Here is a 17,457-nt window from a genome sequence, read left to right on the forward strand (position 1 = left end):
TACATTGAGACATTATCACATTGGAATCAGAGATCAGGCAGGAAGATGAAGTCTAAGATTGACCTTGTGAAATAATTGTGTTACAATACAACCAACAAAGGAATATTTTATAGCATGTCATTCACAAAGCATTAGCTATACGTATAAAAAGAAATTCTTTTTTGCGTACGCTAATGCTTTTTTGTTTATTTTTGGAGGTAAAAAATAATGGAATATATTAAGAAATACCAGTCTCCTATTGGAAACATTACTATGGCAAGTGATGGTGAATCACTTATTGGTTTATGGTTTGAAGATGATAAATACTATGCAGATATCTTAAAGGAACCAGTAGAACAGGATTTACCAGTCTTTGATCAGACAATTGCCTGGTTAAATCTATACTTTGATGGAATCGTTCCTAACTTCTGCCCACCTATTAAGATGCAGGGAACACCATTCCAGAGAATGATCTGGACTATTATCCAGCACATCCCTTATGGTGAAACAATCACTTATGGTGATATTGCGAAAGCTATCGCAAAATATGGTAACAAGAAAGAAATGTCAGCACAGGCAGTTGGTGGTGCTATTGGTCATAATCATATTGCGTTAATCATCCCTTCACACCGTGTAATCGGTTCTAAGGGTAATTTAAAAGGCTATGCTTCTGGTGTAGAAAAGAAAAAGAAGCTTCTCCTCTTCGAAAAAGCCTCAGTTATTAACAGCAGTATGAGAATAGATACAAGACTTGCATAATGCAGGTCTTTTTTTACGCGATGAAGTCAAGAAAAAGAGGTCTTATGCATGAAAAATCAATAAATTAGAGTACGTCTTACTAAAGAAGAGTTTGATGCGGAAATTGAAGAAAGAACGCATGAAATAGTCTTTTATTTTCTTCTTTAAGAATCCCATATTATTCCCATGCTTTTTAAAGATAATACAACTAGGGGGTAATTTGTTCTAGTCAAAAAGCAGCTAGATTAACCTCTAGCTGTTTTTCTTATGATCAGTTGTGCGATTATTACTACTACAACAGATATTCCACATATCATCAATCCTGGTGTTCTAAGTATTGATGAATCAAAGATGACTGTACGATTCAAATAAGAACTAGCCCCTTCACTAATTGCGAGTGGCATAATATAGCTTACATTTAGTCCAGATAAAACACCTGTTACACCTAGTGCAGTGAGGCCATATAACTTATCTACAATCAATTGAATCAAGCACAGTACAATAAGTATAACACCCATAATCATTCGATTAGAATCAAGTGTTAACTGATAGAAAATCTGTATCATCTTCAATCTTTTAGGAGATTGTTTACTAATATAATCATCTACATACTGATCAATACCTTGAGATACTAAACCAGAAGAAATTAATTTAGTAAGTGATGTCTTTAATATATTAGGTAATGTAATATCTGTATCCTTCTCAACAATATCAAAACATTCCTGTGCCAGATTATTGATATAAGGTGTCATATCTTCTTTATTATCTTCACCTGTAGCCATCTGTTTAATAATAGCCTGACTATATTTACTTGTTAGTGCGGTCATAGATTCAGATTGACTAATATCTGCTTGTATTTTATTGATTGTAATCTGTGGTAATCGATATGTATATTGATTAATGACAGTCATTACTTTGTTGGTCATTTCCTGGGTAATTTCATCATTCTGTATAGCACTATTTATAATACTTGGACAAAGCATTGAGAAACATAATACATTCACAAGAATGAAAATAAGAATATCTAATACAATTGTACGTAACATACGCATAAATATCACGCTCCTTTACCCTCATTATAGAAAAACCACACCACATGTCAATATGTTATAATGTGGGAAAGAAAGGGTGATTATATGGAATTTTTAGATTTTTTGAAACAAAGAAGAAGTTATAGAAAATATACAGGAGAACCTGTAAAAAAAGAATTATTGGATCAAATTGTAGAAGCAGGATTACTTGCGCCAAGTGGACGTAATATCAAACCAGAAGAACTCATTGTAGTCACTGATCCTGAACTGTTAACACAATTATCTCAATGTAGAAAAGCAGGGAGTCAGATGTTAGAAGGGGCAGGTGCTTGTATTATAGTATTAGGCGATGAAGATAAGACGGATGTCTGGGTAGAAGACTGCAGCAATGTCATCTTGACTATGCATTACATGGCCTCATCACTAGGTCTTGGCAGTTGCTGGATTCAGGGAAGAAATAGAATATCATCTACAGAAGAATCAACGGAAGACTATATTAGAAATATGGTTGATTTCCCAAAGAATCTACGTTTAGAAGCACTATTATCTATTGGACATATTGATCAAACATTACCATCAAAAGAAGTAACAGAAGAATTATTAAATAAAGTACATACACTAAAGTATTAAAATACCTGCTCATGGGCAGGTATTTTAATACAGGTCTTTATTCTGTTTGAAAGGTTTGTAATCATAGAAAATGATATTTCTGCTATTTTCTATTATTTCAGAATATAAGACTGCTTTGGTACTTGACATAACATACTTATATTTGTTTGTTTGAACCTTTTTGCCGATATGCGGATTGGCCTCAACTATTCCTTTGACTTTTCGTAATTCTTTGGTTAGAAAGATTCCTATAGAGAAGTTTCTGAATCTAATATAGTTATAATAATCAATGTTGTCTATAATTTCTATAATGTATGGTTCGATTTCAACATCAAAATTTAACTCCATACTTTTCTTCTCTGTCTTTTAAGAATTCATCAAAGCTAATGGTTTTAAAATCTTTACTCTTTTTTCTTTCTTCATAAGCAGCTACTGTCTGCAAATCTTCGTATTCTTCATCAGTTAAACAAGTATAAGATACACCATTAATAATTACTGTTCTGTTTTTCATGTCCTATCACCTCTTTTCGATTATTATAGTATAGTTCTGTTTCTATTCCTATCAAATAGTAAGAATTGGAATGAGTTTCTCTTATCTTTCTAATATGTAAAAACATTCTCAACAAGAAATAAGTGGCTTACACATATATATACTCATTCATCAGGGTGAATTACTTCATATTTTTTGAATTATTTTCATTATTTGTATTCACTTCTAAAATAGTGTAGAATACAAAAAACGGAGGATATAAAGATGTTATCATTTGAAAGTGATTATACAGAAGGGGCACATCCTGCCATTCTAGAAAAATTTATTGAAACAAATATGGATCAGCAGTCAGGATATGGAGTAGATGTATATTCTGAATCTGCAAGAAAAAAGATTGCGAAAGCATGTGGTAAAGAAGATGCTGATATTTACTTTATTACAGGTGGTACACAGACTAACCAATTAGTCATTGATACAATGTTGAAGCCTTATGAAGGTGTTGTCGCTGCAGTGACAGGACATGTAGCTGCTCATGAAGCAGGGGCTATTGAATATACAGGACATAAAGTACTCACTGTCCCACAGTATTTAGGTAAGTTAAAAGCATCAGATGTCAAAGAATTAGTAGATACATTCTATAACGATGCGAACCATGAACATATGGTATTCCCAGGTATGGTTTATATTTCTCATCCTACAGAATATGGCACACTTTATACAAAAGAAGAATTAAAAGAAATCTCAGATGTATGTCATGCTTATAATTTGCCTTTATTCTTAGATGGTGCAAGACTTGGTTATGGTCTCATGTCTTATGATACTGATGTAACACTAGAAGATATTGCAGAACTTACTGATGTATTCTATATCGGTGGTACTAAAGTAGGGGCATTATGTGGTGAAGCTGTTGTTTTTACTAAGAATAATACTCCAGCACACTTTGTGAACCTTATTAAGAAGCATGGTGCTTTACTTGCAAAAGGACGTTTAAACGGTGTTCAATTTGATGTTCTCTTTACAGATGATCTTTATTTCAAGATTTCAAGACATGCTATTGATATGGCTGAAAAGCTTAAAACAATCTTTAAAGAAAAGGGTTATGAATTCTATATTGATTCTCCTACAAATCAGCAGTTCTTTATTGTAGATAACAAGAAGCTAGAAGAACTAGAAAAGCATGTACGCTATGGTTTCTGGGAAAAGTATGATGATACGCATACAGTAGTACGTTTTGCGACAAGTTGGGCTACTACAGAAGAATCTATTGAAAAACTTAAAGAACTACTATAAAAAGATTCCTTGCGGAATCTTTTTTTAATGCCATGCGGTTGTATGTTCATCTACAACCTGGCCATTTTCTATTTTATAAAATCCTAATACTATAGTAGTACCATTCTTTGTTTCCTCATAAACATATTCATGTTCATGAGTTTCATAATAATTCAAATCTCGTGTGATACCATCTTTATTATATACCGTGGCATACATCCATCCTTTAGCACTGATACCATATTTTATATCATCATAATGAAGATAATCAGCGACCATCTTTAATTCTTTTCTAATCTCATCAGCATTATTATTAGCCATATCACCTTTAGTTGTTATTTCATCCTGACCATTTACAACAGAACTATTTGTTTTACCATTATAATAAAGATTATAAAGTGTATCATCCTGTTCAGTTCCTTGAATCACAACACCGACATGATCCTTATACCAGCTCACACTCCATACATCTTCTCGAATACTTCCACCATCATCTGATAATGTAAAGTCCATCTTATTGATTATCGTATCATTCTTTTTAAGAAGCAAACGTCCATCTGCACTGCTGAAGAATAGAGGCGCTCCGACTGACTGCATCACAACCTCATATTCATAATAAGACTCTTTAGCTACTGTTTCCACATGATACTTGATCATGTAGATAAAAAGACCATAGAGTAGACCAAGAACGAGTACAACACTTAATATGATTCCTAGAATCACCTTTAATACTTTTTTCATACAATCTCCTTATAAAAAAAGAAGATCTTTCGATCTTCTTATCTACCAGCACCTGCGTAATGAGATGCATAATAACCGCTATTTAATGAAGATACTGTAACACCAGTACTTGAGTTGGCAGCATGAACAAACTGTCCATTACCGATATAGATACCTACATGTGAGATACCTGACTTATAAGTTCCTGCGAAGAATACTAAGTCACCAGCACTTAAGCCATCCTTAGATACTCTTGTAGTTCCACTATACTGAGCAGAAGCAGTTCTTGGTAATGATTTACCATTCTGTCTATATACCCATGAAGTGAATCCAGAACAGTCAAATGCTGTTGGTCCAGAAGCACCAAATACATAAGCAGTACCTACTTTAGATAAACCAGTTCCAACAATACCACTGTGTCCACCCTTAGCACTTGTTCCACCAGCATTGTATCCACCTCTAGATGGAGCGGCAGATACATTCACCTTAGCACTTGCATTTGCTGTATTACCAGCATTATCAGTTACTGTATAGTTAACTGTATAACTTCCAGCTTTAGAAGTATTGACAGAACCACTTACATTCACCTTACTTGTCACATCACCATCAAGATTATCGATAGCAGATGCAATATTAGACTTTGCATCAAATGAATCACCATTCTTTACATTAATATCAGTAGATTTTAATGTAATAGAAGGAGCTGCAATATCAGCTACAGTCACATCATAAGTATTTTCAGTCTTATTACCAGTTGCATCAGTTGCAGTTACTTTAATAGGCTGAGTACCATCTAACTTCTTAGTATCAATTTCACCTTCTACAGATAAAACAGGATTCATATCATAGTTATCCTTTGCTTCAACATAATTGTTGATATCAAAGTTATCACCATAATTTACTACGAAATTACCATTCTTTAAATTCATTTCAGGAGCAGATGTATCACCCACATTAAATGTAAATGTCTTAGTAGCGATATTACCCATGTTATCTTCAACAGATGCATTGATTCCCTGTTCTCCTAACTGAGTTGTATCTAATTCCTTATCAAAATTAATAAAGTCTGTTACATCACCATCAACATTATCAGTTGCCTTGATGTAATCCTTTAAATTACTACTACCATTTGCTTCAACATTGATGACAAATCCATCATCAGTCTTAGATTCAAGAACTGGTGCTTCATTATCTACAACCTTAACATTAACAGTCTTAGTTGATTCATTGTTGAAAGCATCCTTTACTGTTACGTTAACAGTATAAGTTCCTAACTGGTTCTTTTCATAAGATTCAGCATGAATCTTAGTTTTTAATGTATCAGTATGATCTCTGTTATCAGAGATTGCAAAATCACTAGCTTTTAAGACAGTTCCATAAGGAACTTCAATTGTATTTGAATGTACAACAGGTGCTGTTCTATCAGCAGCTGTATAACCCACGATTGCGAAAGCGGAAATAGCAAACACAGGAATGAACATTGTCTTCTGAGTTCTTACTCTATTAGATACGAAACTCATGATTTCTTTTGTTTTCTTATCCATTTTTTCTCTCTCCTTTTGTCTTTCGACAGGTTCTATTATAACACCTCATAATAAAAAATAAAGAAAAATCTTAAGAAATAATTAAGAAATATCAAAATATGTAGTATTTATCGTATAAATATGAGTTAAGAAATTTTTAAAAATAACTTAAGAATTATACAAAGAGGTCTATTTTGTAAGAAAAACTCACAAATTGTTCGAATAAAATGATTAGATTTTCATACTATATAATGGTAAAATAAATAATACTAAAAGAAGGAGGTGGAATCATGTTTAGTAAGCTATTTAGTAAATTACAACGTGTAGGACAAAGCTTTATGATACCTATAGCTGTTTTACCTGTGGCAGGGTTATTAATGGGCATAGGTCAGTCATTCACAAATGAGACAATGATTCAGACTTACCATCTTCAATTTATATTAGGAAAGGGAACACCACTCTATGCACTGTTTACTATTATGTGCAATGCTGGAAATATTGTCTTTGATAATCTTCCAATTTTATTTGCGGTAGGTATTGCAATGGGTATGGCAAAACATGAAAAAGCCACTGCGGCCTTTTCTGCATTAGTTGCCTTTCTTATTATGCATGCCTCTATTAATGCTTTATTAATTATTAATGGTTATATTGTAAATGGGCAGATTGCTGATTTCGTAAGAATAGGAACGATTAATTCAATCTGTGGAATTCAGTCTTTAGATATAGGTGTCTTTGGTGGTATAGTAGTAGGACTTGGTGTTGCTTATCTTCATAATAGGTTCTATATGACACGACTTCCTGATTACTTATCATTTTTTGCAGGCACACGTTTTGTCCCAGTTATTTGTTGTGTGACATTTGTTTTTGTAGGAATCCTATTCTTTTATATTTGGCCACCTATTCAGGAAGCTATCTATCACTTAGGTGTACTTATAAGAGACAGCAGTTATGCAGGTACATTCGTATTTGGCTTTATAAAGCGTATGTTGATTCCTTTTGGATTACATCATGTGTTCTATCTTCCATTCTGGCAGACAGGACTTGGTGGCAGTATGGTAGTGGATGGACAACTGATCCATGGAGCTCAGAATATCTTCTTTACGCAGCTTGCTTCACCTCATGTCAAACATTTCAGTGTAGAAGCCACTCGCTTCTTCTCGGGAGAATATATCTTTATGATATTTGGCCTGCCTGGTGCTGCCCTTGCAATGTATCATTGTGCCAGACCAAGCCAGCGTAAAAAAACAGGAGGTTTATTACTTTCTGCTTCACTCACTTCTATATTAACAGGTATTACTGAACCAATTGAATTCACATTCTTATTTCAAGCACCACCACTTTTTTTGATTCATGCGCTTCTGGCAGGAAGTGCATATGCAGTGGCTCAGGCTTTAAATATAGCGATAGGTGTCACTTTTAGTGCAGGAGCGATTGATTTCTTCTTGTTTGGTATATTACAGGGTAATAGTAAAACAAACTGGGTCTTTGTCCCAATAATTGGTTTTATTTATTTCTTGCTTTATTATTCAATCTTTAAGTTTGTGATTAAACGTTATGATTTTAAAACAGTAGGTAGAGGAGAAGATACACAACTGCATACAAAAAAAGACTGTTCTAGAAAGAAAAGTCTTGACGTAGACAGTTCTGTGTCTCATTCTATTGTAGAAGCATTAGGAGGTATTCCTAATATATTAGATGTTGATACATGTACAACACGCCTGCGTGCGACTTTAAAGGATCCAACATTAGTTGATGAAGAAGCCTTAAAGGCAACAGGTGCTGCGGGTATATATATGCGTGGAGAAGGTATTCAAATTACCTATGGACCACATGTTGTCATTATTGTATCAGAAATAAAACAGATATTACATGAAGGAGAATAAAGTGAAAAAACAGCGTTATGAAGTCATTGGAACGCTAAACAATAACGGAGTTGTCGCAAAAGATGAACTCAATAAAGAAGTTATATTACTAGGAAAGGGAATAGGCTTCAAAAGAAAAGCAGGAGATGTGATTGAGAATCCTGGAAAGAATATTAAATGCTATAGTTTAGAGAAGAATACTGGTAAGAATGTCTTACAAGGCGTTGATCCTATCTTCTTAGAAATAGCCAATGAAATTATCCGTTATGCAGAAAAAGAATTTGGTGATATAGATACTAAGATTCTTTTACCTCTTGCAGATCATATTGCATTCTCTATCGATCGTATTAAGAATGATATGGTCATCTCTAACCCTTTGACAAGTGATATTAGATTATTATTTGCAGATGAGTATGAAGTGGCTAAGAAAGCAAGAAAAATCATTAAGAGAAGATTAGGTTATGAAATCACCGATGATGAAATTGGTTATATTTCTCTTCATATTCATGCGGCTTTGAGTTCTCAGCCACCTGGACGTTCATTACAGGTTGCCAGTATTATTCATCAAACAGTCAATTATGTTGAAGAAACATTTAATATAGTGATTGATGAAGACTCTATTGCTTATATTCGTTTAGTCAACCATATTAAATTCTTAATGGTCCGTCTAGACCATAAAGAAGATGTACAGGTCTCCATGACAGACTATACAAAAGAAAAGTTCCCAGAAAGCTATGCTGTTGCATGTCGTGTCGCTGATTATATAGAAAAGCTGATTCTAGAAAAGATATCAGACGAAGAAGTAGGCTATCTTGCGATACATATAGAAAGAATCAGGCATAGTGTATAGTAAAAGGCAGCGTAAGCTGCCTCTTTTCAATATTTGGCGTGCATGACAGGAATTGAACCTGCAACCTTCAGAGCCGGAGTCTGATACTCTATCCAATTGAGCTACATGCACATAGCTTATTTATTATATCATAGAAAGGATGAATTTTATGAGACAATTTATTGCTCTTACATTTAATTCTTCTTTTAAAGAAGAATTAATGGCAATCATGGATACTTTAAAGGAAGAAGGGATTCAAGGTAAGTATTATGACCTAGATAATCTACATATGACTTTAGCTTTCTTTGGTGAAACAGATAGACAGGATGAAATTATGGAAATTATTCATGCTATTCCTTTTCCTGAAATCACCATTACTTTGAACCGTATTGGTCATTTCAAGAAGGTATATTGGGTGGGTATTAAAGATAATCCTGTATTAGACGAATATGTCAATACATTAAGAGAAGCATTAAAGACACATGATATATCTTTTGATGATAAACCTTTTTATCCACATATCACAATTTTAAGGAAAGCAGAAGAAGGAGATAGAACACTTCAAGAAGTCTCTACTAAAGATATCAAAGTAGAACTCTTACAGGCTCATTATTTAGAAGAAGGACTCAAGTATCTCCCTTATAATGAACAGGCTTTAATAGAGAAGATAAATAAAATATATCAACAGAAGGGACATGTCACTATCGCGATAGATGGAAGATGTGGAAGTGGGAAAACAACTCTTGCAAATAAATTAAAAGCATATTTTGATTGTCATATATTTCATATGGATGACTTCTATCTTCAGGAATATCAGCGTACACAAGAACGCTATAATGAACCAGGTGGTAATGTGGATAGAGAAAGATTTAAGAAAGAAGTATTAGAACCACTTCAACATCATCAGGATGTCCTTTATCGTCCTTTTGATTGTTCCACAATGTCTATAAGTGAAGGAACCTTATACTCTTATAAACCTATTAATATCATAGAAGGGTCTTATTCATGTCATCCTGAATTAATAGATGCTTATGATCTTTCTATATTTGTAGATATAGATGAAACACTCAGACTTAAGCGTATAGAAAAAAGAAATGGAAAAGAAGCTCTTGATATGTTTATAAAAAAATGGATACCATTAGAAGAAAAATACTTTTCTTCATTTGATATCCAAAATCATTGTGATTTCTATTTTAAAGCAGGTCGTTAGCGGCCTGTTCTTTATTTTTTCTAAGAGCTTTTTTAATAATCTTTAAGCATCCCTGATCTTCATTGGAATCAGTAATACCATAAGCAAGTTTCTTGATTTCATCTACTGCATTCTCCATCGCAAAACCATACTTCACAGACTTTAATAAAGCATAATCATTCATCTGATCACCAAATGCGAGACATTCATCTCTAGAAATATTTTCATGTTCCTGAATATAACGCATACCAAGCCCCTTATTTACACCATCTCTTTGAATATCCATCCATTCATTACCAGATGTAATAATCTGTAACCCACTAGGTAAGATAGAAGTAATATCTCCTGCATTATTCTTAATATCTCCACTAGGATCAAGTATCGCAATCTTAGTAATAGGTTCATCAATTTCATCAAAATCATCAATTAACTTATTTGAACAATAATAAGTAGTAAGTTCTTTAGTAAGATGATCCTTCTTTCTTGCATAAGCGTATTTCTCACCAGCTACTACAATCTTAAAATCAGGATAATGTTCCTTTACTCTCTCTATTGCAAGAAATGCCTTCTTACGGTCCATATCAAATACTTCTAATGTATTTGGACCCTTCGCAATATAACTGCCTCCATCCGCAATAAAATACATATCCTCACTCATTGGTAAGAACTTCTGATAAAGTCTGGCATACTGATTACCACTTGCAGCTACAAACAGTACACCCTGTTCCTTCATTTCAAAAAATAAATCAATAAAAGACTTATCAAACTGCTTCTTATTATCTAGGAATGTTCCATCCATATCTGTCGCAATTAATTTGATCATTTGTCTTTTCCCCCTTTGTGCACAACTATAGCACATATCATTGAATTGTGGTAGACTATTTCAGAAAGGAAATTATTATGATAGTGTTATTTATTTTATTATTTCTGATAATGGCATGTACATGGCGTACACATTATCACATCTATACAAAAGGTTTATGCTCATTAGGGTTTATCCTCACGGCTTATTTCTCTCATCAAACAAAACTATTTCTTCTTATACTTCCAGCATTACTAGGCTATATGATTGGAGACATACTCTTATGTAAGAAGGAACTATTTAGATATGGTCTTAATGCATTCCTAATTGGTGATATAGCCTTCTTATTCTTCTATTATCACTTTGAACCATTTACATATATAGAATTAATTGTTCCTGTATGTGCTATGATTCTTCTAGAAATACTTGCTTACTATAAGATTGTAGATTTCTCTTCTTACAAAACAGAACTTACTAGTTATATATTTGCGTTAGTCTGGCTTACTACAAAAGCTATTTTGACAGCTTTCACTCTCAATACTCTTAGCTTTTTTATGATGGCTATAGGGCTTATTCTCTATCTCATATCTGATATTCTATTAGCGTTCTATAAGACAAATAAGATACAAATATTAGGAATATTAAATATTTTCTTCTATTATTTTGGAATATTTATAACCGCTTACATTTTTTCTTTCCTCTAATGTGTTAAAATAGATACAAAAGGGGAGAGAGAAATGTCAGAAACAGTAGTAGATTTAAAGCAGTTAAGGGAGATGCTTCATCATTTTGATACATTACATATTGCATTCCAAGATGACGAATATCCATATATCGTTCCAATGAACTTTGGAATAGGTGATGATGAAGATAAAATAGTACTTTATATTTATACACCTAGAGAAGGAAAGATGACTCGCCTGATCAAAGAGAATCCTCATGTAGGCATACAGGCAGAAACACTATACGAATATTTTTGTAAACCAGATAAGACTGTATCTAATTCTTATTCATCTATTATAGGTAAAGGTATTGTTGAACCTGTCTCTCATGAATCTTATGATGAAGCAATGGAGTCTATCCTGACTCATTGTGGCTATGAAACATATCCTTATAATAAGGATTATATAGATACATGCTATATTTATAAGATCACATTGAATCAGATGACAGGAAAAAATCATTTTAAAGGAGAAAATGTAAGTAACTAAATATATAGACTGTTGTGATTAAATGTGTTCAAATCCCCTCAAAGGAGAGCGTTAAAATGAACACAACAAATATCACAAATTATAATTTATTGAAGAGATTAAGTCATGGAAGATAAACAAATATTACTTAATAATATAAATAAAGTGCATACTACTGAAATGGGTATTAATAGAATTATAAAAAATCTAAAATTAAATACAAATGATGTAGTAGAATATTGTAAAAATAAAGTTTTAGATAAGAATTGCAATATATATAAACAAGGTAAGAATTGGTATTGTGAAATAGAAAATATAATAATTACTATAAATTCATATAGTTACACAATTATAACAGCACATATCAAGAGATAAATTATAATTTATCTTATAACACACCTCTTCTATTCTGAAGATGTGTGTTGTATAATCAAATTATCAGAAAATAATTACACTCAGAAAGGAGCATTATCATGATACTTGATAACATGAAATTTACAGACAAAGAGTCTTTGACCTTTGTTCCCATTAAATTGATTAATACATTCTGTCATTTCTTAGATGTGGAACATCCAGAAGTTGACTTTAAATGCATCAAAGCTAAAGACATCCAGCGTAATCCTGAACTTCGTAAAAAATATCGACCATATCAGGAACAGTGCCGGAACGCTTTCATTCAGGCTGGATATGACCCTAAAACCACAGCAAACGTATATGACGGTTTTATCTCAAACATCGACCCGGAATGGTTATTCAACCGTGTTTGTACATTCTTTAAACCGGATGTCAATCCTATCGCTTATGAATACATGACACGGTCATTTTGTAATATCGACCCTGATAACGATGATAGAATCTTACCGACAATATGGCGCAGTCGTTTCGACATCATCGGTGACGGCGAACAGTGCGATAAATTGGCAAATTTAATCGAATACTGCAACTTAACAAATGATAATCTTGCACTTATCCTGCAGACGTTAAAATTAAAATAAAGCTCTGCAACGCAGAGCTTTATTTCTTTAAACTTAAGAGAAAGGAGAGACCACTCAAAAAAAGAGATATACCAAAAACAAAGGCTTAAGATACAGAAGCTTCATCATAGAATCGACAATATTCGTACTGATTACATCAATAAGATAATCGCAGAGATAGTGAAAACAAAGCCATCTTATATAACGGTTGAAGACTTAAACATATCAGGAATGATGAAGAATAGACATCTTTCAAAGGCAGCTACTTCACAGAAGTTTTATAAATTTAAAACAAAGCTTCAAGCTAAATGTAAGGAGAATGGAATTGAACTTCGAATAGTCGACAGATGGTTCCCATCATCTAAAACATGTCATTGCTACAAAAATATCAAGAAAGATTTAAAGCTTTCAGATAGAGTGTTCAAATGTGACTGTGGCTATATCGAAGACAGAGATTTTAATGCTGCTACTAATTTGAGAGATGCTACGACTTACGAAGTTGCATAAACAAACGCAAGCGTAAGCATGTACCGAAGGCTATTTTGGGAATTTACGACTATGGAGTGTACTAGAACTTGTGAGTAGATATGATTTTTGTCAATCCAAAGCATACACGATGAAATAGTAAGTAATGTTCATGAGAACTTACATTATCTCGATGTGAGTATCTTTAATCACATTTTGAGTGGCAATCTAACATGTCACAAAAAAAACGTCACCAACAAATCATTACTAAACTGAATATTGAAGGGCAGGTATTTGTGAAAGAACTGGCTTCATCATTTGGTGTCACAGAAGATTGTATTCGTAAAGACCTCACACTCTTAGAAAAAGCTGGAAAACTTAAAAGAGTTCATGGAGGTGCAATTAATGCCCGCGTTAATTTACATCATACAAATGTCTCACAACGTGTAGAACTCTATAGTAAAGAAAAGAAAATCATTGCCTCTAAAGCAGTTAATTTACTAGAGGAAGGCTATGTGATCTTCTTAGATATTTCTACAATCAATCTAGAAATCGCAAAACTTATATTTGAGAAGAATATTGCAGTTACTATTGTGACAAACATGATTGATATTATGCAGCTTTATAGACAAAATAGTACAGTGAGACTAATCTTCCTAGGAGGAGACTTCAATCAGGCTAGAGATGGATTTGTTGGCGCACTCACAAATCATTTAATTAGAAAATATCGTTTTGATATCTCATTGATTGGTGTTGTAGGGATTGATTTAGAACATAATGTTGTAACAACCTATGAAACAAATGATGGACTCACTAAAAAGACAGCCATCAATGCAAGTAAAAGAACCTATATGGTTGGAGAAAGTGTTAAGCTCAATCAAGATGGTAATTATGCTTATGCGACTCTTGATGATTTCACAGGCTACATATGTGAAAAAGAGTTAGAAAACTCTCAACTAAAACTATTGGGTGACCATCAAGTAGAACTCATCTAAAAAGACCGAAATCTTAATTGATCTCGGTCTTTTTCTGTCTTGCAAAAGAAAGAAACATATCTATAAATTTAGAATCTAATATAAATAAACTATTCTCATTAATAATATAGCCATCAATTTTCTCAAAGGTCATCTTTAATACATCTGTTAATAAATCAACTAACACATATCCATTCTCTGGTTTCTTATCTATGGCTTCTTGTTGATCTATATAAAGAGGAATTAAATGAAGCCCATCTATGTCCATTGTATAATTAGATACATTCTCATCTATTTCTTCTATATAATAATAGAAACGTAAATCATTTAAAACATCTAAAAATGATTCAACTCTTTGATCCCTTAAAGGAAGTAAATTTTCATATTCGTGTTTTATGTATTTATCATACTCAGTTTCTATTGGTAATGCTTTTTCAATAAAACGAAGATGATCAGGGACATCCGCAATATTCTTGAAATTCTTAGTCATTACTTGTCCCAATACTCTCTCACCATTCTCGTATACATAAACATAATCTCCTACATCTACATGATCATAAGAAGGAATCAAATAAGTTCTTACCTGTAATTTGGTCTGAACTTCACACAACGAAACACTAATACGATAATCATAGAGCCGTTTTGCCCAAGTATTATCTACCATAAGACTTGTATCATACTTTAATATCTTCTTCATATAAGGATCATCTTCTTTGATATCATACCAATCTCTATTAAAGAAATAAGCACGTGTTCCATTTGGATTCAATGCTATGACGAGTTCTTTCTCTTCTTCTTTATTAAATAAGAATAAAGAAGGCACTTCTTCATCTAATTCATTCTTTAATGCAAGCTTATAGAGTTCCATTAAACGATCATCTCTATCATTCTCTAGAATCATGATTTTCTCTTTGAAACTTAACCATGAATCTGTATAACGGAAAATATAATCTTTATAAAGAGGAGTTGTACGTAACTGTTCTACACCATGAAAGAACTGTTCCTTGTCCTGTCCATATTGCACAATAAAATGATGAATTGGATCTATATAAGTCAAGGGATGCTTTAAGAAAGTCTTTTCTCCACAATGTGGACAAGTATAAGTCATAATAGAATCATCAATAATACTTTCTCTTTGATCTGGTCCTACACAGCTATAATCTTCATATCTATTCTCTTTATCGCATTTTGAACATGTAATAATATAAACATCTTTATTCATCATAATCCTCCTCCTAACAAAAAAGAGCGTCAACACGCTCTATTCAATCACATGGATTGTAAGATACTTCTTTTTATAAGTATGATGATTATCTCCTGCAGTCAAAGTAATACGTGTCTTACCAGGAGTAATAGTTGTCACTAAACCATTCTGGTCAACACTTGCCACATTGGCATACTGAGATGAATAATGTGTATATTCTACTTTTACTTTTTGAGGATCAGTCTTGTAATGAATCTGGTATGTTTCTCCCTGCTTCACTGTGACATACTGATCAGGAATAATCACACTACTTAATACTGGTCCCTGTGCGACACATGCATATTGATAAACACCAAACAAGAAAACAAAATAAACAATACCTAAAATCATCTTCATTTTCTTCTTTAAATGTTTATTAAAATATATCAACACAAAAGGGATCAGTGGAAAAAGAACAATACCTGCAAAAATCCAGCCCTTAGAAAGAGGTTCTCTTTCTTCATTAAGCGTGCTGTTTTGTTTATCTGACATATTGTACCCACCTTTTTTAATTCTCTTCCATTATATCGAATATATTAACGTTTTTAAAGGCAAAAAAAGTTAAGTTCTATAGTTGTTGTGATGTCACAATGTTTCTCTTTTTGAAAAGGGACTATTTTTCATTGAAATGCTTATCAAAAAGCGTTATATTATTGTCGCAATTTTCATGTAAATATGAGTTATGATAACAAAAACTAGTATATAGTTTTGTTGCATAAAGGGGAAAAAGATGGGGAAATTAACGAAAAGAGTTATAGCCATTATGTGTATATTTATGATGGTTATTTCAATGGTTACTGTTGTTGAGGCAGTAGATACAAACGGTAAGGTTACAGTTACAAATGTAAAACCTGGGGAAACATATAAGATATTTAAAATCTTAACACTTGAAAGTTTTGATGAAACCAATGGGGCTTATTCATATATAAGAAATGGTGATGCCTGGGATGGATTTATTAATTCAAGTGCTGCAAAAAAATATATAGAAACAAATAATGATGGCTATGTCACTTTTAAAGATGATCAAAAAAATGAAATTGGTGCACGTAACTTTGGCCTTCTTGCCATGGAATATGCAAAGAATAAAAAGATTTTACCAACTGAAACTGCAAAAGCATCTAATGAGACAAATGCGAAAGTTGTATTTGAAAACTTACCACTAGGATATTATTTAGTAGAAACCAGTACAGGAACAGCCTGCAGTATTGATACAACTCATCCAGAAGTAGAAATAAGAGACAAACATGCCTCTCCAAGTGTCAGTAAGCTTGTTGCCAATGGTGGAACAATAAGTAATAATAAGAAAAGAAACTCAATGAATCGTGGGGATAATGTATTCTTTGAAACGATTATTAATGTCAAGCCGCATATCACAAACTATTGTTTACATGACTATATGGATTCATATTTGAAATATAATTCTGTACTTAAAGATGGTATTGCCTATTATAGTAATGAAAAAGATGAAAGCTTAAAGCGTAAATCTTTGAAGAAATATAACGATTACGTTTCAACAACCAATACAAATGATGGCTGTAATTTTCACTGTCAACCGAAATTGATAATGTCT

General features: G+C 32.8%; 20 protein-coding genes and 1 tRNA gene. 13 read left to right on the forward strand and 8 right to left on the reverse strand.

What is annotated here, in order from left to right; genetic code table 11:
- The first annotated feature begins 207 nt into the window (after positions 1-207).
- Positions 208-738 carry a methylated-DNA--[protein]-cysteine S-methyltransferase gene (locus tag QVO42_RS07065; RefSeq protein WP_022425436.1) on the forward strand — a complete coding sequence of 177 codons (531 nt, stop codon included), beginning with the start codon at positions 208-210 and terminating at the stop codon, positions 736-738.
- A gap of 224 nt (positions 739-962) precedes the next feature.
- Here the strand turns inward: QVO42_RS07065 and QVO42_RS07070 are convergent, their stop codons facing one another.
- Positions 963-1,769 (reverse strand): hypothetical protein, encoded by an 807-nt coding sequence (locus tag QVO42_RS07070; protein ID WP_022425437.1) that lies wholly within the window; start codon positions 1,767-1,769, stop codon positions 963-965.
- Positions 1,770-1,853: 84 nt separating this feature from the next.
- On the opposite strand from QVO42_RS07070, the gene QVO42_RS07075 reads away from it, so the two are divergent.
- A complete protein-coding gene (locus QVO42_RS07075) occupies positions 1,854-2,378 on the forward strand; it encodes a nitroreductase family protein (protein ID WP_022425438.1) in 525 nt (174 codons plus the stop codon).
- 310 nt (positions 2,379-2,688) lie between these two features.
- Here QVO42_RS07075 and QVO42_RS07080 read toward each other — a convergent pair whose 3' ends face one another.
- Entirely contained in the window at positions 2,689-2,868 is a 180-nt protein-coding gene (locus QVO42_RS07080) for a hypothetical protein (RefSeq protein ID WP_022425440.1), read from the reverse strand.
- 243 nt (positions 2,869-3,111) lie between these two features.
- Here QVO42_RS07080 and QVO42_RS07085 point away from each other — a divergent pair, with 243 nt between their 5' ends.
- A complete protein-coding gene (locus QVO42_RS07085) occupies positions 3,112-4,137 on the forward strand; it encodes a threonine aldolase family protein (RefSeq protein WP_022425441.1) in 1,026 nt (341 codons plus the stop codon).
- 24 nt (positions 4,138-4,161) lie between these two features.
- Here the strand turns inward: QVO42_RS07085 and QVO42_RS07090 are convergent, their stop codons facing one another.
- A complete protein-coding gene (locus QVO42_RS07090; protein ID WP_022425442.1) occupies positions 4,162-4,857 on the reverse strand; it encodes a hypothetical protein in 696 nt (231 codons plus the stop codon).
- 38 nt (positions 4,858-4,895) lie between these two features.
- Positions 4,896-6,380: a C40 family peptidase gene (locus tag QVO42_RS07095; RefSeq protein WP_022425443.1), complete on the reverse strand. Its 1,485-nt coding sequence runs from the start codon at positions 6,378-6,380 to the stop codon at positions 4,896-4,898.
- A gap of 269 nt (positions 6,381-6,649) precedes the next feature.
- Here QVO42_RS07095 and QVO42_RS07100 point away from each other — a divergent pair, with 269 nt between their 5' ends.
- Positions 6,650-8,242: a PTS transporter subunit EIIC gene (locus tag QVO42_RS07100; RefSeq protein ID WP_022425444.1), complete on the forward strand. Its 1,593-nt coding sequence runs from the start codon at positions 6,650-6,652 to the stop codon at positions 8,240-8,242.
- Position 8,243: 1 nt separating this feature from the next.
- Positions 8,244-9,071: a PRD domain-containing protein gene (locus QVO42_RS07105; protein WP_022425445.1), complete on the forward strand. Its 828-nt coding sequence runs from the start codon at positions 8,244-8,246 to the stop codon at positions 9,069-9,071.
- 34 nt (positions 9,072-9,105) lie between these two features.
- Here QVO42_RS07105 and QVO42_RS07110 read toward each other — a convergent pair.
- A tRNA-Arg gene (locus QVO42_RS07110) sits at positions 9,106-9,182 on the reverse strand.
- A 37-nt stretch (positions 9,183-9,219) separates the two neighbouring features.
- Here QVO42_RS07110 and thpR point away from each other — a divergent pair.
- Complete coding sequence (gene thpR, locus QVO42_RS07115; protein WP_022425446.1) at positions 9,220-10,260, forward strand: RNA 2',3'-cyclic phosphodiesterase; 1,041 nt, start codon at positions 9,220-9,222, stop codon at positions 10,258-10,260.
- On the opposite strand, the gene QVO42_RS07120 is transcribed toward thpR, so the two are convergent.
- Complete coding sequence (locus QVO42_RS07120; protein WP_022425447.1) at positions 10,244-11,062, reverse strand: Cof-type HAD-IIB family hydrolase; 819 nt, start codon at positions 11,060-11,062, stop codon at positions 10,244-10,246. The genes thpR and QVO42_RS07120 overlap by 17 nt on opposite strands.
- 77 nt (positions 11,063-11,139) lie before the next feature.
- On the opposite strand from QVO42_RS07120, the gene QVO42_RS07125 reads away from it, so the two are divergent.
- From QVO42_RS07125 to QVO42_RS07145, 6 genes are all read left to right on the forward strand, one after another.
- Positions 11,140-11,745, forward strand: a complete 606-nt coding sequence (locus QVO42_RS07125; protein WP_022425448.1) for a lysoplasmalogenase family protein — start codon at positions 11,140-11,142, stop codon at positions 11,743-11,745.
- Positions 11,746-11,778: 33 nt separating this feature from the next.
- Positions 11,779-12,252, forward strand: a complete 474-nt coding sequence (locus tag QVO42_RS07130; protein WP_022425449.1) for a pyridoxamine 5'-phosphate oxidase family protein — start codon at positions 11,779-11,781, stop codon at positions 12,250-12,252.
- 105 nt (positions 12,253-12,357) lie between these two features.
- A complete protein-coding gene (locus tag QVO42_RS07135) occupies positions 12,358-12,606 on the forward strand; it encodes a DUF3781 domain-containing protein (protein WP_022425450.1) in 249 nt (82 codons plus the stop codon).
- Between the two features lie 98 nt (positions 12,607-12,704).
- Complete coding sequence (locus QVO42_RS07140) at positions 12,705-13,226, forward strand: hypothetical protein (protein WP_022425451.1); 522 nt, start codon at positions 12,705-12,707, stop codon at positions 13,224-13,226.
- Positions 13,227-13,247: 21 nt separating this feature from the next.
- The gene (locus tag QVO42_RS10460) at positions 13,248-13,712 is read left to right on the forward strand and encodes an RNA-guided endonuclease InsQ/TnpB family protein (RefSeq protein WP_353867251.1); all 465 of its coding nucleotides are present in this window, start codon (positions 13,248-13,250) and stop codon (positions 13,710-13,712) included.
- 191 nt (positions 13,713-13,903) lie between these two features.
- Positions 13,904-14,665: a DeoR/GlpR family DNA-binding transcription regulator gene (locus QVO42_RS07145; protein WP_022425452.1), complete on the forward strand. Its 762-nt coding sequence runs from the start codon at positions 13,904-13,906 to the stop codon at positions 14,663-14,665.
- A 13-nt stretch (positions 14,666-14,678) separates the two neighbouring features.
- On the opposite strand, the gene QVO42_RS07150 is transcribed toward QVO42_RS07145, so the two are convergent.
- Positions 14,679-15,869, reverse strand: coding sequence for a CpXC domain-containing protein (locus QVO42_RS07150; RefSeq protein WP_022425453.1), 1,191 nt, complete (start codon positions 15,867-15,869; stop codon positions 14,679-14,681).
- A gap of 36 nt (positions 15,870-15,905) precedes the next feature.
- Positions 15,906-16,379: an Ig-like domain-containing protein gene (locus tag QVO42_RS07155; protein WP_022425454.1), complete on the reverse strand. Its 474-nt coding sequence runs from the start codon at positions 16,377-16,379 to the stop codon at positions 15,906-15,908.
- A 238-nt stretch (positions 16,380-16,617) separates the two neighbouring features.
- Between QVO42_RS07155 and QVO42_RS07160 the strand changes: the two genes are divergently transcribed.
- A partial coding sequence (locus QVO42_RS07160) for a hypothetical protein (protein WP_288164053.1) occupies positions 16,618-17,457 on the forward strand: 840 nt, incomplete at its 3' end.

The sequence above is a fragment of the Catenibacterium sp. CAG:290 genome, from assembly GCF_000437715.1.
Classification (GTDB): domain Bacteria; phylum Bacillota_I; class Bacilli_A; order Erysipelotrichales; family Coprobacillaceae; genus Catenibacterium; species Catenibacterium mitsuoka_A.